The sequence below is a fragment of the Telluria sp. GW821-FHT07G12 genome (genome assembly GCF_059418525.1).
Genome location: NZ_JBWKQA010000001.1, coordinates 1612485 through 1638351, shown reverse-complemented (window position 1 = coordinate 1638351; position 25867 = coordinate 1612485). Strand labels below are relative to the sequence as shown.

24 protein-coding genes and 1 riboswitch are annotated in these 25867 nt (G+C 64.6%); of the genes, 14 read left to right on the top strand and 10 right to left on the bottom strand.

Going from position 1 to position 25867, the window contains the following annotated elements:
• Positions 1-35 precede the first annotated feature (35 nt).
• Positions 36-2759, top strand: a complete 2724-nt coding sequence (locus tag AC07PE_RS07565) for a bifunctional diguanylate cyclase/phosphodiesterase (protein ID WP_498762777.1) — start codon at positions 36-38, stop codon at positions 2757-2759.
• A 3-nt stretch (positions 2760-2762) separates the two neighbouring features.
• On the opposite strand, the gene AC07PE_RS07560 is transcribed toward AC07PE_RS07565, so the two are convergent.
• Positions 2763-3881 carry a succinylglutamate desuccinylase/aspartoacylase family protein gene (locus tag AC07PE_RS07560; protein ID WP_498762776.1) on the bottom strand — a complete coding sequence of 373 codons (1119 nt, stop codon included), beginning with the start codon at positions 3879-3881 and terminating at the stop codon, positions 2763-2765.
• Positions 3882-3966: 85 nt separating this feature from the next.
• The gene (locus tag AC07PE_RS07555; RefSeq protein WP_498762775.1) at positions 3967-4614 is read right to left on the bottom strand and encodes a PEP-CTERM sorting domain-containing protein; all 648 of its coding nucleotides are present in this window, start codon (positions 4612-4614) and stop codon (positions 3967-3969) included.
• Between the two features lie 212 nt (positions 4615-4826).
• Here AC07PE_RS07555 and trmB point away from each other — a divergent pair, with 212 nt between their 5' ends.
• The 3 genes from trmB to AC07PE_RS07540 all read left to right on the top strand — a co-directional run bounded on the left by trmB (position 4827) and on the right by AC07PE_RS07540 (position 7614).
• On the top strand, positions 4827-5507 hold the full coding sequence (gene trmB, locus AC07PE_RS07550) for a tRNA (guanosine(46)-N7)-methyltransferase TrmB (protein ID WP_498763013.1): 681 nt from the start codon (positions 4827-4829) through the stop codon (positions 5505-5507).
• A 131-nt stretch (positions 5508-5638) separates the two neighbouring features.
• Entirely contained in the window at positions 5639-6853 is a 1215-nt protein-coding gene (locus tag AC07PE_RS07545) for a sensor histidine kinase (RefSeq protein ID WP_498762774.1), read from the top strand.
• Between the two features lie 2 nt (positions 6854-6855).
• Positions 6856-7614, top strand: a complete 759-nt coding sequence (locus AC07PE_RS07540; RefSeq protein ID WP_498762773.1) for a LytR/AlgR family response regulator transcription factor — start codon at positions 6856-6858, stop codon at positions 7612-7614.
• 90 nt (positions 7615-7704) lie between these two features.
• Here the strand turns inward: AC07PE_RS07540 and recQ are convergent, their stop codons facing one another.
• From recQ to AC07PE_RS07525, 3 genes are all read right to left on the bottom strand, one after another.
• Positions 7705-9525, bottom strand: coding sequence for a DNA helicase RecQ (recQ, locus tag AC07PE_RS07535; protein ID WP_498762772.1), 1821 nt, complete (start codon positions 9523-9525; stop codon positions 7705-7707).
• A 31-nt stretch (positions 9526-9556) separates the two neighbouring features.
• Entirely contained in the window at positions 9557-10390 is an 834-nt protein-coding gene (locus AC07PE_RS07530) for an undecaprenyl-diphosphate phosphatase (protein WP_498762771.1), read from the bottom strand.
• Between the two features lie 125 nt (positions 10391-10515).
• Positions 10516-10788, bottom strand: a complete 273-nt coding sequence (locus AC07PE_RS07525; RefSeq protein ID WP_498762770.1) for a YkgJ family cysteine cluster protein — start codon at positions 10786-10788, stop codon at positions 10516-10518.
• An 85-nt stretch (positions 10789-10873) separates the two neighbouring features.
• On the opposite strand from AC07PE_RS07525, the gene AC07PE_RS07520 reads away from it, so the two are divergent.
• The 4 genes from AC07PE_RS07520 to AC07PE_RS07505 all read left to right on the top strand — a co-directional run bounded on the left by AC07PE_RS07520 (position 10874) and on the right by AC07PE_RS07505 (position 14082).
• Positions 10874-11527 (top strand): TetR/AcrR family transcriptional regulator, encoded by a 654-nt coding sequence (locus AC07PE_RS07520; RefSeq protein ID WP_498762769.1) that lies wholly within the window; start codon positions 10874-10876, stop codon positions 11525-11527.
• Positions 11528-11689: 162 nt separating this feature from the next.
• Entirely contained in the window at positions 11690-12343 is a 654-nt protein-coding gene (locus tag AC07PE_RS07515; protein WP_498762768.1) for a protein-L-isoaspartate O-methyltransferase family protein, read from the top strand.
• Between the two features lies 1 nt (position 12344).
• Positions 12345-12668, top strand: a complete 324-nt coding sequence (locus tag AC07PE_RS07510) for a rhodanese-like domain-containing protein (RefSeq protein WP_498762767.1) — start codon at positions 12345-12347, stop codon at positions 12666-12668.
• A 52-nt stretch (positions 12669-12720) separates the two neighbouring features.
• Positions 12721-14082, top strand: coding sequence for a TolC family outer membrane protein (locus tag AC07PE_RS07505; protein WP_498762766.1), 1362 nt, complete (start codon positions 12721-12723; stop codon positions 14080-14082).
• An 87-nt stretch (positions 14083-14169) separates the two neighbouring features.
• On the opposite strand, the gene ribB is transcribed toward AC07PE_RS07505, so the two are convergent.
• The 5 genes from ribB to AC07PE_RS07480 all read right to left on the bottom strand — a co-directional run bounded on the left by ribB (position 14170) and on the right by AC07PE_RS07480 (position 17780).
• On the bottom strand, positions 14170-14835 hold the full coding sequence (ribB, locus tag AC07PE_RS07500; protein WP_498762765.1) for a 3,4-dihydroxy-2-butanone-4-phosphate synthase: 666 nt from the start codon (positions 14833-14835) through the stop codon (positions 14170-14172).
• A gap of 105 nt (positions 14836-14940) precedes the next feature.
• Positions 14941-15089: riboswitch (FMN riboswitch) on the bottom strand.
• A gap of 68 nt (positions 15090-15157) precedes the next feature.
• Entirely contained in the window at positions 15158-15571 is a 414-nt protein-coding gene (gene gloA, locus AC07PE_RS07495) for a lactoylglutathione lyase (protein WP_230026396.1), read from the bottom strand.
• Positions 15572-15672: 101 nt separating this feature from the next.
• A complete protein-coding gene (locus AC07PE_RS07490; RefSeq protein WP_498762764.1) occupies positions 15673-16101 on the bottom strand; it encodes an OsmC family protein in 429 nt (142 codons plus the stop codon).
• An 18-nt stretch (positions 16102-16119) separates the two neighbouring features.
• The gene (locus tag AC07PE_RS07485; RefSeq protein ID WP_498762763.1) at positions 16120-17460 is read right to left on the bottom strand and encodes a PQQ-dependent sugar dehydrogenase; all 1341 of its coding nucleotides are present in this window, start codon (positions 17458-17460) and stop codon (positions 16120-16122) included.
• Positions 17457-17780 (bottom strand): hypothetical protein, encoded by a 324-nt coding sequence (locus AC07PE_RS07480; RefSeq protein WP_498762762.1) that lies wholly within the window; start codon positions 17778-17780, stop codon positions 17457-17459. The genes AC07PE_RS07485 and AC07PE_RS07480 overlap by 4 nt, the downstream gene beginning before the upstream one ends.
• Positions 17781-18025: 245 nt before the next feature.
• Here AC07PE_RS07480 and AC07PE_RS07475 point away from each other — a divergent pair, with 245 nt between their 5' ends.
• The 6 genes from AC07PE_RS07475 (at position 18026) to dnaK (ending at position 25772) form a co-directional block, all read left to right on the top strand.
• Positions 18026-18895, top strand: a complete 870-nt coding sequence (locus AC07PE_RS07475; RefSeq protein WP_498762761.1) for a DUF3667 domain-containing protein — start codon at positions 18026-18028, stop codon at positions 18893-18895.
• 141 nt (positions 18896-19036) lie between these two features.
• Complete coding sequence (locus tag AC07PE_RS07470) at positions 19037-19939, top strand: NAD kinase (RefSeq protein WP_498762760.1); 903 nt, start codon at positions 19037-19039, stop codon at positions 19937-19939.
• Positions 19940-19978: 39 nt separating this feature from the next.
• Entirely contained in the window at positions 19979-21643 is a 1665-nt protein-coding gene (recN, locus tag AC07PE_RS07465; RefSeq protein ID WP_498762759.1) for a DNA repair protein RecN, read from the top strand.
• A gap of 82 nt (positions 21644-21725) precedes the next feature.
• Entirely contained in the window at positions 21726-22829 is a 1104-nt protein-coding gene (gene hemH, locus AC07PE_RS07460; RefSeq protein WP_498762758.1) for a ferrochelatase, read from the top strand.
• Between the two features lie 342 nt (positions 22830-23171).
• Positions 23172-23735: a nucleotide exchange factor GrpE gene (gene grpE, locus AC07PE_RS07455; protein ID WP_498762757.1), complete on the top strand. Its 564-nt coding sequence runs from the start codon at positions 23172-23174 to the stop codon at positions 23733-23735.
• Between the two features lie 93 nt (positions 23736-23828).
• Positions 23829-25772 (top strand): molecular chaperone DnaK, encoded by a 1944-nt coding sequence (dnaK, locus tag AC07PE_RS07450; protein ID WP_498762756.1) that lies wholly within the window; start codon positions 23829-23831, stop codon positions 25770-25772.
• Positions 25773-25867: the final 95 nt, after the last annotated feature.

Genomic DNA, 25867 nt, shown 5'->3' with positions numbered 1-25867 from the left:
ATCAAACGGTAACGATCGCTGGCTAGACTTGCCGCATGAGCAAGCCCAGCACGCATACCGCCCCGCGCACCCACCGATTCCTTGCGCTGCTGTGGCCCGCGCTGGCCCTGCTGGCCTGCGCCGCGCTGTGGACCGCCGCCATGCTGCGCGCGAACGCCGAGCACCACCGCGCCGAGGACCAGGCCTTCAAGGAAGCCGACGCCTACGCCGAAGCCTACGAGCAGTACGTGACGCGCTCCATCGCGCAGATGGACCAGATCACGATGCAGCTCAAGCACAGCTGGGAGCACTCGCACAAGCCCACGCTGATCGAGGACATGCGGCGCGACGGCATGTTCACCGACAGCGCTTTCGTCGCCGTCAGCGTGATCGGGCGCGACGGCCGGCTGGCTTCGGCGAGCGGCATCCGGACCGGCGCCGACCTCGACCTGTCCACCTCCGCCTTCTTCCTCCAGCACCGCGACAACAACTCCTCCGCACTGCGCATCGCCATGCCGCCGCCGGAGCTGGGCATGCGCGGCGCGGTGCTGTTCACGCGCCGCCTCGACACCGGCGACGACGAATTCGACGGCGTGCTGCTGATGGCGGTCGATGCCGCCTATTTCACCTCCTTCGTCAGCTCGCCGACCCTGGGTGCGCACAGTCTGCTGGCGCTGGTCGGCGTCGAGGCCAACCTGCGCATCGAGCAGGACAGCAAGGGCATCGTGCGCACCGATGCGCGCGCCTCGCTGCTGCCGGCGAATGCCGACCGCTGGCCGGTGGCGCGCGGCGTGCAGCTGGTCGACGCGGTCCGGCGCCCCGGCAAGGCGGGACAGGCCGGCTTCGGCGACGGCCGCGCGCGCGTGCTGGGCTGGCGCCGTTCCAGTGCCTATCCGGTGGTGGCGCTGGTCGCGCTGTCGCACGAAGCCGCGCTGGCCGGGGCCGACGCCTACTGGCAGGACAGCCGCACCTACACCTCGATGGCCACGGCCGTGCTGCTGCTACTGGCTGGCATCGCCAGCATGCTGTCGCTGCGCTCGGCCGCGCGGGCGCGCGAGCAGGACGAGGTGGCACGCGCCTACCGCACCGCCACCGAGAGCGGCAACGACGGCTTCTACATGGTGTCGCCGCTGCGCGACCGCAAAGGCCAGATCCAGGACTTCCGCATCGTCGACTGCAACGAACGCGGCGCCTTCTTCTACGGGATGACGCGCGAGCGGCTGGTCGGCAGTCTGGTGTCCCGGTTCGACCGCGGGCTCGGTTCGGCGGAGCTGATCGCGACCTACCGCCAGGCGATGGCCACCGGTTTTCACCAGGAAGACCGGCGCATGCCGGAGCTCGCCGCGGCCGACGGCAGGCAGCTGAACATCCGCTGGGGCCACCGGCGCCTGGTGCGGGTCGGCGATGGCCTGGCCGTGACCCTGCAGGACATCAGCGAGCGCAAGGAACACGAAGTGCAGCTGGCGCGTCTGGCCAACGAGGACAGCCTGACCGGCCTGCCGAACCGCCACTGGTTCCTGAATTTCGTGCCCTCCGCACTGGCGCATGCGGAAGCGAACGGCCAGGGCATGGCCCTGCTGTTCATCGACCTCGACGAATTCAAGCAGGTCAACGACTCGCACGGCCACGCGGTCGGCGACCGCCTGCTGAAGGCCGCCGCCACCCGCCTGCTGTCGCAGCTGCGTCCGAGCGACCGCGTGGCGCGCTTCGGCGGCGACGAATTCATCGTCCTGCTCAGGCCCTTCGACACCGACGAGCAGGTCGGCATGGTGGCGCAGCGCATCATCCAGGCCTTCAGCAAACCCTTCCAGATCGACCAGGAGCAGCACGCGATCGGCGCCTCGGTCGGCATCAGCGTGTTCCCGCGCGACGGCAATGACGCCGCCACGCTGATCCGCCACAGCGACATCGCCATGTACGCCGGGAAGAACGAAGGCAAGGGCCAGTATCGCTTCTTCGACCCGGCCCAATCCACGACCCTGAAGACCCGCGCCCAGCTGCGCCAGCGCCTGCTGGAAGCGATCGACAAGCGCCAGTTCGTGCTGCACTACCAGCCGCGGGTGGACACCCGCAGCGGCGAGCTGCTGAGCATGGAGGCGCTGCTGCGCTGGGAGCATCCGCAGCTGGGCATGATCCGCCCCGACGAGTTCATTCCGCTGGCCGAATCGAGCGGCCTGATCGTGCCGATCGGCGCCATCGTCATCGACCGCGCCTGCGCCCAGCTGGCCGCCTGGTCCGCGCAGGGGCTGCCGGCGGCGCCGGTGTCCATCAACGTCTCGCCCAAGCAGTTCCTGCGCGGCGGCGTGCGGCGCGAGCTGGCCGAGGCTTTAGCCCGCCACGCGGTGCCGGCGCGCCTGCTCGAGGTCGAGATCACGGAATCGGCGATGATGGGTGACCAGGAAGAGATCCTGGCCGAGCTGGCGGCGATCCGCGCGCTGGGCGTCAAGCTGCACGTCGACGATTTCGGCACCGGGTATTCGTCGCTGTCGCAGCTGCAGCGCATGAAGATGGACGTGCTGAAGGTCGACCGCTCCTTCACCGCGGAACTGGGACGCTCGAAGGAGGGCACCGTGTTCTTCCAGGCGATCGTCTCGATGGCGCACGCGCTGGGCATGGAAGTGGTGGCCGAAGGCGTCGAGAACGAGGACCAGCTGGCGATCCTGCGCACGCTGGGCTGCAACGAGGTGCAGGGCTACCTGGTGGCGCGGCCGATGCCGGCCGAGGCGATGGCCGCGCTGCTGGCGCGGCGCTACCTGTTCGACGAGCGCCTCGCCGCCTAGGTTTCAGGAGCCCAGCAGGCTGCCGGTGCGGAAGGGCTCCCCGCCCGCGATCTTACAGACGTGCATCCCGCGCAGCAGATGCCGGTGCGCGGTACTCGCAAACAGAATCCCGGGCCGCGTCGCCCGCAAGGTCGTCACCTTGCCGCTCACCGGATTGACGATGTCCGCCACCGCCTCGTTCTCCTGCACCCGCTCGCCCAGGCGCTTGAGGAAGACCAGCACCCCCGAGTGCGGCGCCGCCAGCGGCTCCACGCCTTCCAGCGGGGTCGGCTCGGCAATCAGGTCCGGCAGCGGCGTGCGTTCGATGTCCAGCACGCCCTGGTGCGCCAGGTACTGCAGCAGGCCCTGCGCATCCTTCTCGGCCAGGTCGTAGCGCACGTCCATCTCGCCGCGCAGCTCGACGGTCACGGCGATGCAGGCCATCGGGATCGGCAGCGCCGGCCCGAAGTGGTCGGCCAGCTCCCACCACAGGCGGCTGCAGGCTTCGTCGAAGGGTTCGCCGCCGGACTCGCGCGCCAGCAGGGTCGCGTGCGCGCCCATCAGCGCCGCCAGCGGCTTGACCTGCTCGGCCAGCGGGGTGCCGCAGTACAGGTGCAGCACGGCTTCGTTATCGCAGTGGAGGTCGAGCATGATGTCGGCGTCGATCGCCATGCCCAGCAGGGTCTTCTTGAGGTCCTGGGTCGGGCTGTCCGTGTTCCAGCTGGCGATGGAGCGGCGCGCATGCTCGCGCACCAGGGCCACGTTGGCCTGGGCGTCCGCGCCCAGCTTATCCTTCAGCGATGCCTTCAGCTCGGCGGCGACGTGCTTGTAGAAGCGATTGAAATTCAGGCCGGTAGACAGGTCGTAACGGCCGAACGGCGCCCCGTGCACCACCTGCGACAGCCCGATCGGATTCGCGGCCGGCACCAGCACGATCTCGCCCTTGATCCGGCCCTCGGCTTCCAGGCGCTCCAGCTCGCGCCGCAGCACGTGGGCAACCAGCATGGCCGGCACTTCGTCGGCGTGCAGCGAGGCCTGGATGTAGACTTTTTTTCCTGCGCCGGGCGTGCCGAAGCGGTAGGAAGTCAGCTGGAAGGTGGCGACGTTGTCTTCCGTCGCAATCGGGTGGGACGTGGGCTGCATTACGGTTCTCTTTTCATTCGGCGAAGCGCCATTATGTATGAGAACCGCGTGCGGCCTCGTCCCGTTCCCGCCTGGGGCAGGGTTTTTACGCCTTCTTGCGGCGCGCGCCGGCGATGCCCAGCATGCCCAGGCCCAGCAGGGCCAGCGAGGCCGGTTCCGGCACGTCGTTGCCGTTGTCGACCGGCGTGGCCGGGTCGGTGATGGTGAAGGAGCCGTACAGGTCGCCCGAGTAATGCAGGTCATCGCCAACGCTGCCGCTGACGGCCATGAAGCCCCATTGCGAGCCTTTGCCCAGCGTCAGGGTGATCTGCTGGTGTTCGATGGCGTCGCCGGTCGCGGTGGCCAGCAATACCTTGTTGCTGGTGTCACCCTGCCAGACGTACATTTCGGTGGCCGAGCCGGTCCACAGGGCGTTCGAGCTGAGGTCGATCCCCAGGTTCAGGACTTCGTCACGGACAGCTGTCGTGGTGAAGACATAGGTCTGGGTTGGCGTACCGGCCCAGCCGCCGGCGGCCAGGTAGCGGTAAGACAGGGTCGCGCCCATGATCGAGACATCGCTGGGTGCTTCGGCGATGTTCCAGCCATCGGCCCAGGAGCCGGTCCAGGTCTGGCCGATCGGTCCCTTGGCCGCTTCGGTCGACTGGTAGACATTGATCCATTCCGCCGACGCCGGCAGGGCAAACGCGCTCAGGCATGCAGCCAGCGCGAGGGCGCGCAGATTCATTTTTTTCATGGTGATTTCCCTTGTATTGAAAATGCATACTTTATTTGCAAGGAAGCAATTTCTATGCCTTCAAGGAAAATGTCAGAAAAAACAAACACTTGGATTTTCGGCCGGGGCCTCACTGTAAAGTCTGCCGACAGGCGCTGCTATAATGTCGCCCTTTCTCTTTGCCCACACCGATCATGTCTTCCGATACGCCCACCAACAGCCAAGGCCGTCCGATGCTCTACGACCCGACCGAGCACCGCATCCGCAGCTTCGTCACCCGTGCGGGACGGCTGTCGACGGGGCAGGCGCGCGCGCTCGAGGAATTCGGGCCGAAATTCATGATCGAGTACCGCAAGGAGATGTTCGACTTCCACGCGCCCTTTGGCCGCAGCGCGCCGCTGGTGCTGGAAATCGGCTTCGGCATGGGCGACACCACCGCCCACATCGCCAAGGCGATGCCGGACACGGATTTCGTCGGCGTCGAAGTGCACACCCCGGGCGTGGGCAGCCTGCTCAAGCAGATCGGCGAGCAGGGCATCGAGAACCTGCGCCTGATCCAGCATGACGCGGTCGAGGTGCTGAACAACATGATCGCCGACGGCTCGCTGGCCGGCGTCCACATCTTCTTCCCGGACCCGTGGCACAAGGCGCGCCACAACAAGCGCCGCCTGATCCAGCCGCCTTTCGTCAAGCTGCTGTGCCAGAAGCTGGTGCCGGGCGGCTACATCCACTGCGCCACCGACTGGGAAGACTACGCGGTGCAGATGCTGGAAGTGCTGGGCGCCGAGCCGGCTCTGCAAAACACGGCCGAAGCCTATGCCGACAAGCCGTCCTACCGCCCGCTGACCAAGTTCGAGAACCGCGGTCTGAAGCTGGGCCATGGCGTGTGGGACCTGGTGTTCACCAAAAAGTAGAGCGCCTGCGCTCTACGCCTCTCGTCGTTCGTTCACCCGGATTCGTGCTTCATCCCGTTTCGCTGTCCGCCGCCGACTGATCTGCCTAGACTGTAATCGTTGCTATATATTAACGATTACGGGAGGGCAGCATGTGGCGCAAATTGACGAATTGGTACGATGAACTGGAAGAGGAGCAGCTGGCCGTGCTCGCGCAGCCGGAGCTGGCGGCCCAGGCGCCGGCAGGCTGGCGGCGTCGCTTTGCGCACAAGCTGGCCGAGATGCCGCCGCTCCAGCGCAAGCAGTTGCGCGAATTCTCGCTGACCTACCGCGGCCGCCGCCTCTACTGCGCGCTTGCCGGACTGGCGCTGGCCTTCAGCCTGTGCGCCGTTCCGCTGTACTTCGGTCTGGGAATGGACAGCTGGATGGTTGCCATCCTCGGCGCCAACATGCTCGGTTTTTCCGTTACAGCCGCCGTGATCAGCGCATGGTTCGACTACCATCGCATCGTTCGGGAAAAATGGATGATGCTGCTGACGGTGCTCGGCTTTGCCGTCTTTGGCGCTGTTCTCGGGATAGGCACGGCCATGTGGACCAAGCCCAAGCCGCTGGCAGACGTCATCGGCAAATTACCGCATTCATTGGCGCTGATCGCTGGCGCCGGGCTGGCCATGCTGGTGCCGCTGCTGGCGATCAGCATGCTGCGCAACCGCCAGGCCGAAGCCATCAACGCCGGCCTGCAGCGCGAAGCCGAGCAGGCGCGCCTGGCGCGCGAACTAGCCGAATCCCAGCTGCGCCTGCTGCGCGCCCAGATCGAGCCCCACTTCCTGTTCAACACCCTGGGCGCCGTGCAGCAGCTGGCCCAGCACGGTGCGCCGCGCGCCGCGGAACTGACCGGCAACCTGATCGACTTCCTGCGCTCCAGCATGCGCGATATGCGCAGCGAGCAGGTCTCCCTGGCCGCCGAATTCGGCCTGGTCGAGTCCTACCTGAAGGTGATGCAGGTGCGGCTGGGCGAGCGCCTGCGTTTCAGCCTGCAGCTGCCGCGCGCACTGGAACAGGTGCAGCTGCCCACCATGATCCTGCTGACCCTGGTCGAGAACGCGATCAAGCACGGCATCGAGCCGGCCCTGCGCGGCGGTGAGGTCACGGTGTCGGCCGAGGCGGCCGATGGCGCGGTTCGCATCCGCGTGCAGGATGGCGGCGTGGGCATGAGTACGCTGCCCGAGCCGGACGACGGCGGCGGCACGGGACTGGACAATGTGCGCCACCGCCTGCGCCTGGCCTACGGCGAGGCGGCCGGCCTGAACCTGCGCGACGGCGAGCCGGGCCTGATCGCCGACGTCACCATCCCCTACGCACAATGACGATGAATCCAAGCATTCTGGTCGCCGAAGACGAACCCCTGATGCGCGAGCGCCTGCTGGAAATGCTGGCGCAGTCCTGGCCGGAAGCGCGCGTCGTCACGGTGGCGGAAAACGGCAACGATGCCTGGGACGGTTTCCTGGAGCACGAGCCGGACGTCGCCTTTCTCGACATCCGCATGCCAGGCCTGTCCGGCCTCGAAGTAGCCGAACGCATCGGCACGATGGCGCACGTGGTCTTCGTTACCGCCTACGACCAGTATGCGGTGGACGCCTTCGACGCCGGCGCGGTCGACTACCTGCTCAAACCGGTGCAGACGGATCGCCTGGAGCGGGCGGTGGCGCGTCTGAAGGCCAAGCTGGCGCAGCCGCCCGCGGACGGCGCCGCGTTTGAAACGCTGCTGCGCAATTTGAAAACCGCGCTGCCGGGCGTGCGCCAGGAACGCACCAAATGGATCAAGGCCAGCGTCGGGCGCCAGGTGCGCGTGATCGACGTCGATGAAGTGCTGTTCTTCCAGTCCGACACGCGCTACACGCGCATCGTGCTGCGCGATTACGAAGCGCTGGTGCGCACGCCGCTGAAGGACTTATTGAGCACGCTGGATCCGGACCGCTTCTGGCAGATCCACCGCGCCACCGTGGTGAACGCCAACGCGATTGCTGCGGCGGAGCGGATCGATGCTGAACGGATGCAGGTGCTGGTGAAGGGGAGTGACGAGAAGCTGGCGGTGAGCCGGACCTTCGTGCACCTGTTTCGCGAATGATGCCGGATGTAGGGTGGGCACCCCGTGCCCACGTAAATGCCGGCATCATTCAAACGTAACACGTGGGCACGGGGTGCCCACCCTACCGAATCAAACCATTTCCGTAATCATGGCCACGATCTCGTCGCCGTAGGAGGTCAGCTTCTTCGCCCCCACGCCCGACACCACGCGCAGCTCGTCCAATGAGGTCGGCTTGACCTTGGCGATCTCGCGCAGGGTGGCGTCGCCGAAGATGATGAAGGCGGCCACGCTGTGCGCCTTTGCCGTCTCCAGGCGCCACCAGCGCAGCTTCTCGAAGATCTTCTGCTCGGCCGGCGACAGGTCCATCTCGACATAGCCCTTGGTCGGACCGGCCTGGCGCTTCTGCTTGACCGGCTTCTGGTACTGGCGCAGCTCGACCTTGCGCTCGCCCTTCAGCACCGGCCGCGCGCTTTCCGTCAGCTTGAGGGAGCTGAAGGCGTCGTGGTCGACGGTGATCAGGCCCAAGGCGATGACCTGGCGCACGATGGCGCGCCATTCATGCTCGCTGCGGTCGGCGCCGACGCCATATACCGTCAGTTTGTCGTGGTGCCACTGCGTGATGCGCTCGGTCTGCACGCCCCGCAGCACGTCGATCACGTGGCCGGCGGCGAAGCGCTGGTCGACGCGGTAGATGGCCGACAGCAGCTTCTGCACCGGCACGGTCGCATCAAAAGACACCGGCGGAATCAGGCAGGTATCGCAGTTGCCGCAGGGGCCGGAGCGCTCGCCGAAATATTCCAGCAAGCGCATGCGGCGGCAGCTGAGCGTTTCGCACAGACCCAGCATGGCGTCGAGCTTGGACGACAGCACGCGCTTGAAATTCTCGTCGGCATCCGACTCGTCGATCATCCGGCGCTGCAGCACCACGTCCTGCAGACCATAAGCCATCCAGGCGTTCGACGGCAGGCCGTCGCGGCCGGCGCGGCCGGTTTCCTGGTAATAGCCTTCGAGGGATTTCGGCAGGTCGAGGTGGCAGACGAAGCGCACGTCCGGCTTGTCGATGCCCATGCCGAAAGCGATGGTCGCCACCATCACGATACCGTCTTCGCGCAGGAAGCGCGCCTGGTTATCGGATCGCAGCGCGTAGTCCATGCCGGCGTGATAGGGCAGGGCGCGGATGCCGTTCTCGTTGAGGAATTCGGCGGTCTCCTCGACCTTCTTGCGCGACAGGCAATACACGATGCCGGCGTCGCCCGGGTGCTCGGCCGAGATGAAATCCAGCAGCTGCTTGCGGCCGTTGGTTTTCTCTACGATGGCGTAGCGGATGTTCGGGCGGTCGAACGAGGACACGAACTGGCGCGCTTCGTCCAGCTGCAGGCGCTGGGCGATCTCGGCGCGCGTGAGCTGGTCGGCGGTGGCCGTCAGCGCGATGCGCGGCACGTGCGGGAAGCGCTCGTGCAGGATCGACAGGCGGATGTACTCGGGACGGAAATCGTGGCCCCATTGCGAGACGCAGTGCGCCTCGTCGATCGCGAACAGCGCGATGTGCGAGTCCTCGAACAGGTCCAGGCAGCGCTGGGTCATCAGGCGCTCGGGCGCCACGTAGACCAGGTCGATCTCGCCGGTGCGCACCAGGCGTTCGATGCGCAGCGTCTCTTCGAAGGTTTGCGTGGAGTTCAGGAAGGCTGCGCGCACGCCGACTTCGGCGAGGGCGTCGACCTGGTCCTGCATCAGCGCGATCAGCGGCGAGACGACCACGCCGACACCGTCGCGCACCAGCGCCGGGATCTGATAGCACAGCGACTTGCCGCCGCCGGTGGGCATGAGCACGAGCGCGTCGCCGCCGCTGGCCACGTGCTCGACGATCTCGGCCTGTTGCCCGCGGAAGGCGGGATAGCCGAAGACCGTCTGCAGGATGTGCAGCGCGCGTTCTGGGATGTCGCTCGTCATGGTGTTGCTTTGTTCAGTCCAGTCCAGCAGGTTAGTCTACCCAGTTCACCCAGCCGAAGTGCGCGGTGACGAGGATGACGATGCCGAACACGATACGGTACCAGGCGAAGCCCGTGAAGTCGTGCGAGCTGATGAAGCGCAAGAGCCAACGGACGCAAAGGAAGGCGGAAACGAAGGCCGCCACGCCGCCGACCAGGAACAGGGGCAGGTCGGTCGCATGCAGCTCGTGGCGCGCCTTGACGACCGAGTACACGGTAGCCGCCAGCAGGGTCGGAATCGCCAGGAAGAAAGAGAATTCGGTGGCCGCCTTGCGCGACAGGCCGAACAGCATGCCGCCGATAATGGTGGCGCCCGAACGGCTGGTGCCCGGCACCAGCGCGAAGCACTGTGCGCAGCCGACCTTGAAGGCGTCGAGCATGTTCATGTCGTCGACGGTTTCGACGCGGTGCGAGCCCGGCAGCACCTTGTGACGGCGTTCCGCCCACAGGATCACGAAGGCGCCGACGATGAAGGCCAGCGCCACCGGCACCGGGGCGAACAGGTGGGCCTTGATCGCCTTGCTGAACAGGAAGCCGAGCACCGCGGCCGGCAGGAAGGCGACGATCAGGTTGAGCACGAACTTCTGCTGGCGCGAATCGGAGGTCAGACCGCTCAGCACGGTAGCGATGCGCGCACGGTATTCCCACATCACGGCAAGAATGGCGCCGGCCTGGATCGCGATCTCGAAGACCTTGGCGACTTCGCCCGTGAAGTTGATCAGGCTGCCGGCCAGGATCAGGTGGCCGGTGGAGGAAATCGGCAGGAACTCAGTGAAGCCCTCGACGAGGCCCATGATGATCGCTTTCAGGGCGAGAATGATGTCCATGAAGTTTTTGTTAAGGATGTTATTGTGGTCGGAACGCGGAAGGGATGCTGCGCCAGGCAGCCCGCAAGCTTACCATGCCTGAGAGCGCCACCGTCGAGTTACCCGGCATCATTTTTCTCGCCTTGTCAGGCCGTCAAGCGCTCCAGCTCGCTCAAGAAGAACATCGCCTGCCCGCTTGAATCGCCGCACATCTCGTGCGAGGGCTGCAGGCCGCCGCAGACTTTCGGCCGTTCCGGCTGCCCAAAAATCTTGCAGCCGTTGTGCTCGTCCAGCTGCACACAGCGCACGCCGGCCGGCTTACCGTTCGGCATGCCGGGAATGGGAGAGCTGATCGAAGGAGCAATACAGCAGGCGCCGCAGCCGGGGCGGCAGCTGGCGGGTTCGGACGGGGCAATCATCCGGGCAGTATACTACCGGTAGCTTGACTGACCCCAGCCCCCGGTCTATATTTCCTGACTCGACAGTTAGTTGCTGGACAGACGCATGACATGCCAATTTGACGCCAAGCCACGCTGGGAGCGCCGTAAAGACGCGCGGCCCCAGGAGTTGCTGGAGGCAGCCATCGACCTGTTCGTCGAACGTGGCTACGCCGCCACACGCCTGGAAGACGTCGCGCGCCGCGCCGGGGTCTCGAAAGGCACGCTCTACCTGTACTACGAAAACAAGGAAGAGCTGTTCAAGGCCGTGGTCCGCAGCAGCATCGTGCCCGTCATCGGCGAGGCCGAAGCCTCGGTCGCGGAATTCGAAGGTCACAGCGCCGACCTGCTGCGCCACATGATCCACTCCTGGTGGCAGCGCCTGGGTGCGACCAAGGCTTCCGGCATCATCAAGCTGGTCATGGCCGAGGCCGATAACTTCCCCGAACTGGCGCGCTTCTACCAGGAAGAGGTCATCAACCGCGGCACCGCCGCCACCTCGCGCATGCTGGAGCGCGGCATCGAACGCGGCGAGTTCCGGCCCATGGACATCAACCTGATGACCCAGGTGCTGATCGCGCCCATGCTCATGCTGATCACCTGGAAGCATTCGGTCGGCCCCTGCCCGCGCGCGGAGCTGGAGCCGCTGGCCTTCCTCGACACCTTCCTCGACATGGCCCTGAACGGTCTGCTGCCGCCTGGCAGCAAACCATCGGCGTGATTGTATTGTCGCGTCAAGACGCCTTTTTCCGGCGTTCATCCCTTCTAAACTGCAGACTGTCGCAATTTCCCGTGGTCTTGGGTGCCATATCGCTAAGATGTGTTTCCCGAGGCCGTTCAACGATAAAATATCGGATTATTTAATTTCTCGCCGAGTAACAAGATGAATATCGAACAAGCCCGCTTCAACATGATCGAACAGCAGATCCGTCCGTGGAACGTGCTGGACACCGACATCCTCGACCTGCTGCACGTGGTCAAGCGCGAACAGTTCGTGCCGGCTGCGTACCAGAACCTGGCGTTCGCGGATGCCGAAATCCCGCTGCCGGGCGGCGAAGCCATGCTGAACCCGAAAATCGAAGCGCGCATCCTGCAGGAAATCGGCCTCAAGAAGCATGAGAACGTGCTGGAAATCGGCGCCGGCTCGGGTTACATGGCGGCCCTGATGGCGCACCGTGCGGCCAAGGTCACCACCGTCGAAGTGAACCCTGAGATCAAGGAACTGGCCGAGAAGAACCTGGCCAAGGCCGGCATCGGCAACGTGTCCGTGGAACTGGGCAATGGCGCCGCAGGCTGGGACAAGGGCGCACCCTACGACGTGATCGTGATCTCGGGCGCGCTGGAAGTGCTGCCGGAAGCCTTCCTGAAGCAGGTGAAGGTGGGCGGCCGTATCGCTGCGATCGTGGGCGAGCCGCCGGCCATGGAATTCAACATCGTCACCCGCACCGGCGAGAACAGCTGGAACACGGTGAAAGTGTTCGAAACCAATGTGAAGTACCTGACCGGCGCGCCGGCAGTTTCGCACTTCCAGTTCTGAGATGAATCACCTTAGCGCTCCCGAACTGGCGGCCTGGCTGGCCGACCCGTCGCGCCCGAAACCGCTGCTGCTCGACGTGCGGGAAAACTGGGAATTCGAGACCTGCCACATCGACGGTTCGACGCAGATCCCGATGAACCTGATCCCGATCCGCGTCGGCGAGCTGGACGATGACCAGGAAATCGTCTGCGTCTGCCATCACGGCGCACGCAGCATGCAGGTGGCGGCTTTCCTGGAACGTAACGGATTTGAGAAGATTACCAATTTGACAGGCGGCATACACGCCTGGGCCGTGCAGGTCGATCCATCGATGCCGAAGTACTGAGCATCCTGGCGGCCTGTGTCCTTGACTATTGATGACTCCGACGGAGAAAGTAATGCAGAAACCCCTCATCGCCGTGCTGTTGGCCAGCGCGTTTTTCTCGCTCAACGCCCAGGCGGCCGATCTGCTCCAGGTGTACCAGCAGGCATTGGCGAATGATGCCACCTACGCGAGCGCTCGCGCTTCCGCCGCTGCGGGACGCGAACGCATCACGCAGGGGCGTGCGGGGTTGCTGCCGACCGTCGGCGTGGTCGGTAACGTGACCCGCGCCAAAGGCGAGAACACGCCGTGGAACAACGGCGCAATCATCACTGATGAGGACGGCGTCAGCCAGATCGTGCAGGGCGGTTCGGCCACCACGACGCAGAAGCAGTACACGGTCCAGCTGTCGCAGCCGCTGTTCCGCTGGGATCGCTGGGAAACCTACCAGCAGAGCAAGCTGCAGCAGGCGATTGCCGAAGCCCAGTTCGCCCAGGCCCAGCAGGACCTGATCACCCGCGTGGCCCAGGCCTACTTCGACGTGCTGGCGGCCCAGGACACCCTGGCCTCGACCCGCGCCCAGAAGGAAGCCGTGACCGAGCAGCTGGCCTCGGCAAAGCGCAACTTCGAAGTCGGCACCCAGACCATCACCGACACCCATGAAGCCCAGGCCGCCTACGACCTGGTGATCTCGCAGGAGATCGCCGCGGTCAATGACCTGGAGAGCAAGAAGACGGCGCTGCAAGCCATCATCGGCACTCCGCCGGCCGCGCTGGCGACCCTGCGCACCGGCGTCAACCTGACCGCGCCGCAGCCGATCAACGTCGACCAGTGGGTCTCGGCCGCCGAGAACCAGAACTACGCCGTGTCGGTGGCCCAGCTGCAGGTGGAATCGGCCAAGCGCGAGATCTCGAAGCAGCGCTCCGGCCACTACCCGACCCTGGACCTGGTGGCGAGTTCGCAGCATACGAGCCTCAGCGGCCAGACCCAGCAGTCGGGCCGTTCGACCAACAACGCCATCGGCATTTCGTACAGCATTCCGATCTTCAGCGGCTTTGCCGTCACCAGCCGCGTGCGCGAGTCGATCGCCCTGGAAGACAAGGCCAGGAACGACCTCGAAGCGAACCGCCGCAACGCGGCCCTGCTGGCACGCCAGTCCTTCCTCGGCGTGAACTCGGGCCTGGCCCAGGTGAAGGCGCTGGAAGCGGCTGAAGTGTCGAGCAACTCGGCACTGGAATCGAACAAGCTGGGTTACCAGGTCGGCGTGCGCATCAACATCGACGTGCTGAATGCCCAGCGCCAGCTGTACCAGACCCGCACCGACCTGGCCAAGGCGCGCTACAACACCATCCTGGCCGGCCTGAAGCTGAAAGCGGCAGCCGGTTCGCTGCGCGAGGAAGATCTGCTGCCGGTGAATGCGCTGCTGTCGCAGCCGTAAGCGGTTTTATCGATGACGTAAAAAACGGCGCCGCGGCGCCGTTTTTTTTCGCTCGTCATTCCCGCGCAGGCGGGAATCCAAGTTTCTTCAAGCCGCCTTCTGCTCCACCTGCGTGCGCCACTCGATCAGCTCGGCAATCGTCAGGATCGGATAGCCGCGCTCGCGCGCGAAGCGTTCGATCGCCTCGCCGCGCATCATGCTGCCGTCTTCGTTCATCAGCTCGCACAGCACGGCGGACGGCTGCAGGCCGGCCAGGATCGCCAGGTCGACCGAGCCTTCGGTATGGCCTTTGCGGCCCAGCACGCCGGCCGGGTTGGCGCGCAGCGGGAACACGTGGCCCGGGCGCACCAGGTCCTCGGGTTTGGCGTCCGGCGCGATGGCGGCGCGGATCGTGGTCACGCGGTCCTGGGCCGAAACGCCCGTGGTGACGCCTTCGCGCGCTTCGATCGAGACGGTGAACGGGGTGCCGTAGCGGCTGCCGTTTTCCGGCGCCATGGGCGGGAGCTCGAGCGCGCGCACTTTGCTGTCGGACAGGCACAGGCAGACGATGCCGCTGCATTCGCGGATCATCACGGCCATGGTCTCGACGGTGAGTTTTTCGGCGGCGACGATCAGGTCGGCCTCGTTCTCGCGGTCGAAGTCGTCGAGCAGGATCACGGGAATGCCGGCACGCGTGGCCTCGAGGGCGGCGGCGATGCGGCCTTGCAGGTCCTCGCTTTCGAGGGTGAAGGTGTTGATGCTGGTGGTGGTCATGTGAGACGCTCCTTGCAAAAGTAAAAAGGAACGCATCAGGGCAAAGCGAAACGGCGTGACATCGCGCGCCGCGGCGCGCGCGGTCACGCGTTCATCACGATGAACGCACATCTTCTTTCATCCGGACTATACCGTCGGCCCTGGCTTCTCACCAGGTCTGCTGACCCTGCAGTGCTTGCACCGCAGGCGCTCGCGGGCTCGGCCGTGATGGCCATACCGCCGGTGGGGAATTGCACCCCGCCCCGAAGACGTATTGTATGCCTGGGTGAACAGGCAGCGATGATTGTAGCAGGGCCGGCAAAAGCCCGCCGGCCCCCGCCTTTTAGCTGCTCAGACCGCCACCGCCGGCATTGTCGGCACGCTCGATCAGCTCGACCTTGTAGCCGTCCGGGTCGGTGATGAAGGCGATCACGGTGCTGCCGCCCTTGACCGGGCCCGGTTCGCGGGTGATGTTGCCGCCGGCTGCGCGCACCTGCTCGCAGGTTTTGTAGATGTCTTCGGTCGAGATCGCGATGTGGCCGTAGGCCGTGCCCATCTCGTACTTGTCGGTGCCCCAGTTGTAGGTCAGCTCGAGCTCGGCGTGGTCCGGGTTGTTGCCGTAGCCGACGAAGGCGAGGGTGTACTTGTACTCGGTGTTCTCGCTGGTGCGCAGCAGCTTCATGCCCAGCACCTTGGTGTAGAAGTCGATGGAGCGCTGCAGATCGCCGACGCGTAACATGGTGTGCAGGAGGCGCATTGTTGTCCTTGGTAGAGATACGGTGAAGCAGGAATTTTATGCGCTCGTGTGAATTCTTGCTGACGGATCGACGGTGGGCTCGGGGAGCCCACCCTACAAAATCACGACTGCAGTTTGGCGTCCAGCGTGATGTTGGCATTGAAGAGCTTCGACACCGGGCAGCCTTCCTTGGCCTTGCGCGCCGCTTCCTGGAAGGCCTGTTCATTGGCGCCCGGGATCGTGGCCACGAGTTCGAGGTGGACCGCCGGGATCGCGAAGCCGCCGTCGACCTTGTCGAGCGAGACGGTGGCCGTGGTTTCCAGCTTCTGCGCGGTCATGCCGGCTTCGCCCAGCTGGGCCGACAGGGCCATCGTGAAGCAGCCGGCGTGGGCCGCCGCCAGCAGTTCTTCCGGATTGGTGCCGGCGCCATCCTCGAAGCGGGTGTTGAAGCCGTACTGGCTCTGGTTCAGCACGCCGCTCTGGGTCGAGACCGTGCCCTTGCCGTCCTTCAGGCCGCCGCTCCAGACGGCGCTTCCCTTACGCTTGATCATTTGATTATCTCCTTGTGCTCATTTGGGTGCTGCGTTGACCGCCGGCGTGATTCGCCACACCACGTTGCCGACGTCGTCCGCCAGCAGGATCGCGCCCTGCTTGTCGACTGCGACGCCGACCGGGCGTCCGTATGCCTTCTCGTCCTTGCTCAGGAAGCCGGTCAGGACGTCCTGCGGCGGGCCGCTCGGCTTGCCGTCGCTGAAGGGGACGAAGATCAGTTTGTAGCCGGAATAGGGCTTGCGGTTCCACGAGCCGTGCTGGCCGATCAGGGCGCCGTTTTTAAACTGCGGCATCAGGTTGGCGTCGTAGAAGGCCAGGCCCAGCGAGGCCGTGTGCGCGCCCAGCGCGTAGTCCGGCGCGATCGCCTTGGCGACCATGTCCGGCTTTGGCGGTTTCACACGCGTGTCGACGTGCTGGCCGTAGTAGCTGTAGGGCCAGCCGTAGAAGGCGCCGTCCTTGACCGAGGTGATGTAGTCGGGCACCAGATCGTTGCCCAGCTCGTCGCGCTCGTTGACGGCGGTCCACAGCATCTTGGTTTGCGGCTGGAAGGCCAGGCCGTTCGGGTTGCGCAGGCCGGTCGAGTAGATGCGGCCCTTGCCGCTGGCGATGTCGTATTCCCAGATCGCGGCGCGGCCCTGCTCGGCCTCCATGCCGTTCTCGGCGACGTTGCTGTTCGAGCCGACGGTCACGTAGAGCTTCTTGCCGTCCGGCGAAGCGGCCACGTTCTTGGTCCAGTGGTGGTTGATCCCGGCCGGCAGGTCCATCACCTTGGTGCCCTTGCCGCTGAGCGCGGTCTCGCCCGCCTTATACGGGAAGCGCCACAGCGCATCGGCATTCGCCACGTACAGGTCGTTGCCGACCAGGGTCATGCCGAAGGGCGAATTCAGGTTCTCCGCGAACACCGTTTTCGTTTCGGCCGTGCCGTCGGCCTTCACGCCGCGCAGCAGGATGATCTTGTTCGGCGATTCGACGCCGGCGCCGGCCTTCTTCTGCATCACGCCCTGCACCTTGGCCTTGACGCCCGATTCCTTGGGCGCGTTGCCCGGCTTGTTGCTCTCGGCAACCAGCACGTCGCCATTCGGCAGCACGTAGAGCCAGCGCGGGTGGTCCAGGCCGCTCGCGTAGGGGGTGGCCGCCAGCCCTGCCGCCGGGGTCGGGTGTGTGCCCTTCGGCCAGGCCTCGGCCTTTGCCACGTTGAGGGTCGGGATCAGGGAATGCTCGGGGGCCGGCAGGGTCGGGTTCGGACCGAAGCCGGGCGCGTAGCCGCCGGCATTCACCTGCGGCGCGGCCGGCTGCTGCGCGCACGCGCCCAGGCTTGCGGCGCCCAGCAGGGCCGCCAGGAGTACGCGTACGCTCATTGTTTTTTTCCGTCGTTGGCTAGTCGGGCAGCGTCGTGGTCGCGCATATCGCGGTGACGCTCGGGCTGTGGCTTGGCCTGGCCATCGGCGCCTGGTTTCGGATCGACCGCCTGTTCGATGCCGGGCGTACCGCGGCCTTCGTAGTTTTCGGTATCGACCAAGCCTTGCTCCAGGTCCGAGGCCGCCTGCTTCATGATGCCGCGCGGCTTGACGCCCTGGCCGTCCGGCGATTCGTCGCGCTCGTGCGGTTCGCGCTTGTAGTCCTGCTCTTCGATCTTGCGGTCGGTATTCACGACCCGGTCTTTGGCTTCTTCTACCATAGCAATTCTCCTCGACATGCTCAAATTGCTTAAAGCCTAACGCGCAGCCCGAAAGCGGGTCGCGCAATTGAATACAAAGACAGTGATGCTTTTTTGCAATTAAATAGCTAACATGCTGGTTTGTGTGCCGTTTGCCGGGAATTGCCGTGAACTCTCAAGTCGACCTCCATCATGCCGCCAGCGACTGCCCTAACTGCGGGGCCAATGTATCCGGGAACTTCTGCCATGAATGCGGGCAGGAGACCGTGCTGCATCCGCCCAGCACGCGCGAGTTCCTGCACGAATTCATCGGCCATTACGTGGCGCTCGAGGGCAAGCTGCTGCAGACGATGAAGCTGCTGCTGCTCAAGCCCGGCCAGCTGAGCCTCGAATACATGCGCGGACGGCGCGTGCGCTACATCGAGCCGCTGCGGGTCTACCTGACCTTTAGTCTGATCTTCTTTGCCGTGATGAAGTTCATGGGTGAGGATCACCATATCGGTGACATCAAATTCGATGCCGCTCCGGTCATCAAGATCGATCCGCAGGACAAGAAGAAGGCCGCACACGCACCGGCGCCTGCCGCCGCAGCCAAACCCGATCAGGACGAGGGCGACGATCCGCCGGCGGCGGACAAGATGCGCGCCGAACTACGCAAGGACGAAACCCTGCAGGACATCAAGAAGGATCTTGGCGAGGACAATCCAGGTCTCGTGGAGAAGATCGAGAAAATCGCCAGCGCAGCAACCGACGACGACGGCGCCAAGCTCAAGAAGGTCTTCTTCAGCTCCGCGCCCTACGCAGTGTTCGCGATGATGCCGGTGTTTGCACTGTTCCTGAAGATCCTTTACCTTGGCTCGGGCAAGCGCTATGGCGAGCACCTGCTGTTCGCATTGCACACGAACGCTTTCGCCTTCCTGATGCTCACCCTGCTCATCCTGCTGCCGGCAGGGGTGCCCTGGGTCGGCAAGCTGCTGGGCCTGTGGCTGACCTTCTACTTGCCGATTGCCATGCGCCGGGTGTACGGCGGCTCGCGCAAGATGACCGCCCTGCGCTGGTGCGTGCTGATGTTCCTGCACCTGATGACACTGACAGTTGCCATCTCGGCTACGGTGGGAGTGGGGGCCTCTCATTAAGTTCCCGTGAATCTTGCCGGATCTGCGCCGGCCAAATATACTGTGCGTTTGTACAGTAATCGCTGAGCGGCCGTATGGCAGAAGCCGGGAGAATCGGTTAATCTCCCCCGTGTCGTTTTCCATTACCGCCGAGATATCCCTATGTCCGCTACGCCCGAAACGCAACAAACCATCGCGCTGGTCGTGCGGCACAACACTGCCGGGATCGACGAGCCGGTGCAGGCCATCGTCGACTTCCTGCGCGACGCCGGCCACCGTGTCGTGTTAGAGCAGGAGACCGCCGCCCATGTGCAGGTGGCGGGCGTGGATGCGATGGGCGTCGACGAGATCGGCCAACAGGCCAAGCTCGTGATCGTGATGGGCGGCGACGGCACCATGCTGGGCGTGGCGCGCCAGCTGGCCCGCTACAAGGTGCCTCTCATCGGGATCAACCAGGGCCGTCTCGGCTTCATGACCGACATCCCGATCGACCGCATGCTGCCCGCGCTGGCCGAGATCCTCAGCGGCAAGGCGAGGGCCGAGGAACGCACCCTGCTGGAGGCGCGCCTGGTCCGCGACGGCAAGGAGATCCACTGCTCGGTGGCGGTGAACGATGTAGTGGTGGCGCGCGGCTCCGGCGCCGGCATGGCCGAGCTGAAAGTCACGGTGGACGGCGCCTTCATGTACAACCAGCGCTCGGACGGCCTGATCGTTTCCACGCCCACCGGCTCGACGGCGTATGCGCTGTCGGCAGGCGGCCCGCTGCTGCATCCGACCCTGGCCGGCATCGTGCTGGTGCCGATCGCGCCGCATGCGCTGTCGAACCGTCCGATCGTGGTGCCGGACACCAGCGACATCGTGGTCGAAATCATGAACGGCCGCGACATCAGCGTCAACTTCGACATGCAGACTTTCACCAGCTTGCAGCACGGCGACCAGATCGTGATCTCGCGTTCGCCGCACACCATCACCTTCCTGCATCCCGAGGGGTGGAGCTATTACCACACCCTGCGCGAAAAGCTGCACTGGAACGAGTATCCCTCCAGTGACGGCAAGCTCAAATAACGCAAGAATTCATTCCGATTTCAGGAGACCAGTTTCTTCATGTTGCGCACATTGACCATCCGCGACTTCGTCATCGTCGATACGATCGAACTCGAGTTCTCGAATGGCTTCACGGTCTTCACCGGTGAGACCGGAGCCGGCAAGTCGATCCTGATCGATGCGCTGCAGCTGGCGCTGGGCGGACGCGGCGACGCCAGCATGGTGCGCGAAGGCGCGGCCAAGGCCGACATCAGCGCCGACTTCGCCCTCACGCCGGCAGCCACCGGCTGGATCGAGCAGAACGAGTTCGGCACCGAAGAGGGCGGCGCGCTGCTGCGCCGGGTGATCGACAATGCCGGCCGCTCCAAGGCCTACATCAACGGCATCGCCGCCACCGCCGGCCAGCTGCGCGAACTGGGCGAGCTGCTGGTCGACATCCACGGCCAGCACGCGCACCAGTCTCTGCTCAAGCAGGATGCGCAGCGCGCACTGCTGGACAACCAGATCGCCGTGCGCGATCCGGGAGCGACCGCGCAGGTGCAGGCGGTCGCGACTTGCTATAAAGCCTGGCGCGCACTGGCCCGCCAGCGCGAGGAATTCGAGACCAACGCGAAGAACGTGCTGCTCGAACGCGAGCGCCTCGAATGGCAGGTCAGCGAGCTGGATAAGCTCGCCGTGAAGCCGGGCGAATGGACCGAGATCACCAACGAACACAGCCGCCTGTCGCACGCGGCCAGCCTGCTCGAGGGCGCGCAGGAAGCGCTGAACGCGATCTCCGAAGCCGAGCAGCCGATCCTGTCGCAGCTGTCCTCGCTGAACCAGAAGCTCACCAAGCTGGTCGATGTCGATGCCGGCCTGCAGAACGTGCTCGACTGCATGGAGCCGGCCCGCATCCAGCTGCAGGAAGCGGTGTACGCGCTGAACGACTACATCGACAAGGTCGAGCTCGATCCCGAGCGCCTGTCCCAGGTCGATGCGCGCATGGACGCGATCCACAGCACCGCCCGTAAATTCCGCGTCACGCCGGAAGAACTGCCGGACGAGCACGCGACCCTCAAAGCCAAGCTGCGCCAGCTGGCCGACGCCAGCGATGTCGACGGCTTGCGCCGCCAGGAAGAGAAGGCGAAGGCCGCCTACATCGAAGTAGCCGCCGCGCTGTCGGCCACGCGCCGGGAAGCGGCCCAGCGCCTGAGCGAGCAGGTGTCGGAAGCGATGCAGGAACTGTCGATGAGCGGCGGGCGTTTCGTAGTCGCGCTGAACCCGTGCGAGCCGGCCGTGTATGGCATGGAGCAGGTCGAATTCCTGGTCGCCGGTCACGCCGGCGTGGCGCCGCGCCCGCTGGCCAAGGTGGCCTCGGGCGGCGAACTGGCGCGCATCTCGCTGGCGATCGCCGTGATCACCTCGCACGCGACCACTGTGCCGACCCTGATCTTCGACGAGGTCGATACCGGCATCGGCGGCGGCGTCGCGGAAGTGGTGGGACGCTTGCTGAAGCGCCTCGGCCATAGCCGCCAGGTGCTGTGCGTGACTCACCTGCCGCAGGTGGCGAGCCAGGCGAACCAGCACTTCCAGGTGGCCAAGGGCACGACCGGCGAGGGCAAGACCGTCTCGCGCATCGACGTGCTGGACAAGAAGGAACGGGTGGAAGAGGTGGCGCGCATGTTGGGCGGCATCGAGATCACCGAGACTACGCGCAAGCACGCGCGCGAGCTGCTGGCATCCTGATTGGGGACGGCGCATCCGCGCCGGTTCCCTGCATCGGCAAAATCGTCAATATAATGGAGGCCCGAGCAGCCTCCACCCCACTATGCCATTCCGAAAAGAACCGCCTCACACCCACGGCACGATCGCCAAGAGCGCCGTCCTGCTGGTCAACCTCGGCACGCCCGACGCGCCCACGCGCAAGGCGGTACGGCGCTACCTGAAGGAATTCCTGTCCGATCCGCGCGTGGTGGAGATCCCGCGCGCGATCTGGAACCTGATCCTGAAATTCGCCATCCTGCCTTTCCGTTCCGGGAAGTCGGCGGAAAAGTACGCGATGATCTGGACCCGCGAAGGCTCGCCGCTGAAGGTGTACACGGCGCGGCAGGCGAATAAGCTGCAGGAGCTGCTGATCGAGCGCGGCCACGAGGACGTCGAGGTGGCAATGGCGATGCGTTACGGCTCGCCGCCGCTGCCGCAGGTGCTCGACGAGCTGAAGGCGAGGGGCGTCGACCGCATCGTCGTGCTGCCGGCCTATCCGCAGTACTCGGGCACGACCACGGCCTCGATCTGGGACGCCGTCTATGCACACTACGGCCAGGTCCGCAACATTCCCGAACTGCGCCTGGTGAAGCACTACCACGACCACGAGGGGTATATCGAGGCGCTCGCCGATTCGGTGCTCGACTACTGGGAAGCCCACGGCCGCGGCGAGAAACTGGTGATGAGCTTCCATGGCGTGCCCAAGCGCACCCTGATGCTGGGCGACCCATATTACTGCGAATGCCAGCGCACCGGGCGCCTGCTGGCGGCGCGCCTGCGCCTGTCGCCGGAACAGTATGTGGTCACCTTCCAGTCGCGCTTCGGGCGCGCCGAGTGGCTGCAGCCCTATACCGCGCCGACCGTGCAGCAGCTGGCGCGCGAGGGCGTCAAGCGCATCGACGTGATGTGTCCGGGTTTCACCAGCGACTGCCTGGAGACGCTGGAAGAGATCAATATGGAAGTGCGGCGCGATTTCGAGACCAACGGCGGCCAGGAATACCACTACATTCCCTGCCTGAACGACAATCCGGTCTGGATCACGGGGCTGGCGGAGATCGCCGAGCAGCACCTGATCGGCTGGCCCACCATGATGAGCCCGTCACAGCGCGAAGCCCGGCGCAAAGATGCGGAGCTTGCTCGGGAGCACGCGCTGAAGCTCGGCGCATGATCGGGCCGCGATGAGCTGTTAAAATGGCACGTTTTGCGGCGTCGCCCCGAGTTCCGCCAGGCAGATCGCTGCCAGTGCGAGGGCGGTCCATACCACCACGGCGCCGCTGATCAGATGCAGTCTCATGACCTTCCCCTGTTCCAATTAGGAAACATGGTAAAACGTCCAATGGCTGTTGGGTTCTGCTGCCGCGTAAATCTTGTAACAAAAAATATCGCGATATGCACATGCCAGAGCTGCAATTCCCCTTGAAAACGTAGGGGATCGCCTCATATGGGGCCCGTGTGATAAGCAGGACAAGTCAACCCATTAGCCAAGTCCTTGATTCTAGGAGTTTTTTCGATGCAAGACCAAGAAAACCAAGAGGTGCCAAACCAGTCGGAAACCGCGAATGCAGCCAACGCGGCCAACGGCGCGAATGCGGGCCAGGCGACGCAGTCGCAGGACGCCAGCCTCGAAGAACAACTCAGCGCCACCGAAGCCAAGCTGGCCGAGATGCACGATGCCTTCATGCGCGCCAAGGCCGAAGCGGACAACATCCGCCGCCGTGCCCAGGAAGACGTGAGCAAGGCCCACAAATTTGCGATCGAAAGCTTCGCCGAGGCTATGGTGCCGGTGCGCGACAGCCTCGAGATGGCCCTCAAGGTGGAAGCCCCTACCGTGGAGTCGATCAAGGAAGGCGTCGAGATGACTCTCAAGCAGCTCACCGCCGCCTTCGAGAAGAACCGCCTGATCGAAGTCATGCCGCAGCCGGGCGACAAGCTCGACCCGAACAAACACCAGGCCGTGGCCGTCGTGCCGTCGGAGCAGGAAGCGAATACCGTCGTCTCAGTGTTGCAAAAAGGTTACATGATTGCCGACCGTCTGCTGCGTCCGGCCATCGTGACTGCTGCACAGCCGAAATAAAAGTTGCTGAGCTAGCTTCCAAGCTCTTGAAAGCACGCAGTTTTTCCCTATATTCGACACATCTGAAAACTAAGTATTAAAAAGGAAAACATTATGGGCAAAATCATCGGTATCGACCTGGGCACCACCAACTCCTGCGTGGCGATCATGGAAAATGGTCAGCCCAAGGTCATCGAAAATGCCGAAGGTGCTCGCACCACGCCTTCGATCATCGCCTACCAGGAAGACGGCGAAATCCTCGTCGGCGCCCCTGCAAAACGCCAGGCTGTCACCAACCCGAAGAACACCCTGTTCGCGGTCAAGCGCCTGATCGGCCGTAAGTTCGACGAGAAGGAAGTCCAGAAGGACATCTCGCTGATGCCGTACTCGATCATCAAGGCCGACAACGGCGACGCCTGGGTCGGCGTGCGCGACAAGAAGCTGGCGCCGCCGCAGATCTCGGCCGAAGTGCTGCGCAAGATGAAGAAGACCGCCGAAGACTACCTGGGCGAGGAAGTCACCGAAGCCGTCATCACCGTGCCGGCTTACTTCAACGACTCGCAGCGCCAGGCGACCAAGGACGCCGGCCGCATCGCGGGCCTGGACGTCAAGCGCATCATCAACGAGCCGACCGCGGCTGCGCTGGCATTCGGCCTGGACAAGACCGACAAGGGTGACCGCAAGATCGCCGTGTATGACCTCGGCGGCGGCACCTTCGACGTGTCGATCATCGAGATCGCCGACGTTGACGGCGAGAAGCAGTTCGAAGTGCTGTCGACCAACGGCGACACCTTCCTGGGCGGCGAAGACTTCGACCAGCGCATCATCGACTACATCATCGACGAGTTCAAGAAGATCAACGGCCTCGACCTGTCGAAGGACCCGATCGCCCTGCAGCGCATCAAGGCTTCGGCCGAGCGTGCGAAGATCGAGTTGTCGTCCTCGCAGCAGACCGAGATCAACGAGCCGTACATCGCCATGGCGAACGGCGCGCCGGTCCACCTGAACCTGAAGATCACCCGCGCCAAGCTGGAAGCCCTGGTCGAGGAACTGATCAACAAGACCATCGAGCCGTGCCGCGTCGCCATCAAGGACGCCGGCGTCAAGGTTTCGGACATCGACGACATCATCCTGGTCGGCGGCATGACCCGTATGCCGAAGGTGCAGGAAAAGGTGAAAGAGTTCTTTGGCAAGGATCCGCGCAAGGACGTCAACCCGGACGAGGCCGTCGCAGTCGGCGCCGCGATCCAGGGCTCGGTGCTGGCCGGCGACCGCAAGGATCTGCTGCTGCTGGACGTGACCCCGCTGTCGCTGGGTATCGAAACCCTGGGCGGCGTGATGACCAAGATGATCCACAAGAACACCACGATCCCGACCAAGTTCTCGCAGGTGTTCTCGACCGCCGACGACAACCAGCCGGCCGTGACCATCAAGGTCTACCAGGGCGAGCGTGAAATCGCTGCGGGCAACAAGGGCCTGGGCGAGTTCAACCTGGAAGGCATCCCGCCGGCACCGCGCGGCACCCCGCAGATCGAAGTGACCTTCGACATCGACGCCAACGGCATCCTGCACGTGGGCGCGAAGGACAAGGCCACCGGCAAGGAAAACAAGATCACCATCAAGGCGAACTCGGGTCTGTCGGAAGAAGAGATCCAGAAGATGGTGAAGGACGCCGAGCTGAACGCGGAAGAAGACAAGAAGGTCAAGGAACTGGCCGAGTCGCGCAACCAGGCCGACGCGCTGGTCCACTCGACCCGCAAGTCCCTGACCGAGTACGGCGACAAGCTGGAAGCCGGCGAGAAGGAAAAGATCGAAGCCGCGATCGCCGACCTGGAAGCTTCGATCAAGTCCGGCGACAAGGCCGAGATCGACGCCAAGGTGTCGGCACTGTCGACCGCTGCGCAAAAGCTGGGCGAGAAGATGTACGCCGACATGCAAGGTCAGCAAGCCGGCGCTGCCGGTGCGGCTGGCGCGCAACAGCCGGGTGCCGATTCGGGCGCCAAGGCGGACGATGACGTGGTCGACGCCGACTTCAAGGAAGTCAAAGACGCCAAGTAATGTCACAATGATGGATTACGGGTGGCCTGTGCGGCCATCCGCCATCCCTCGCGGAACATCCCGAGCCGATGCCGCCTTCTGGTGCCCGGCTCGGT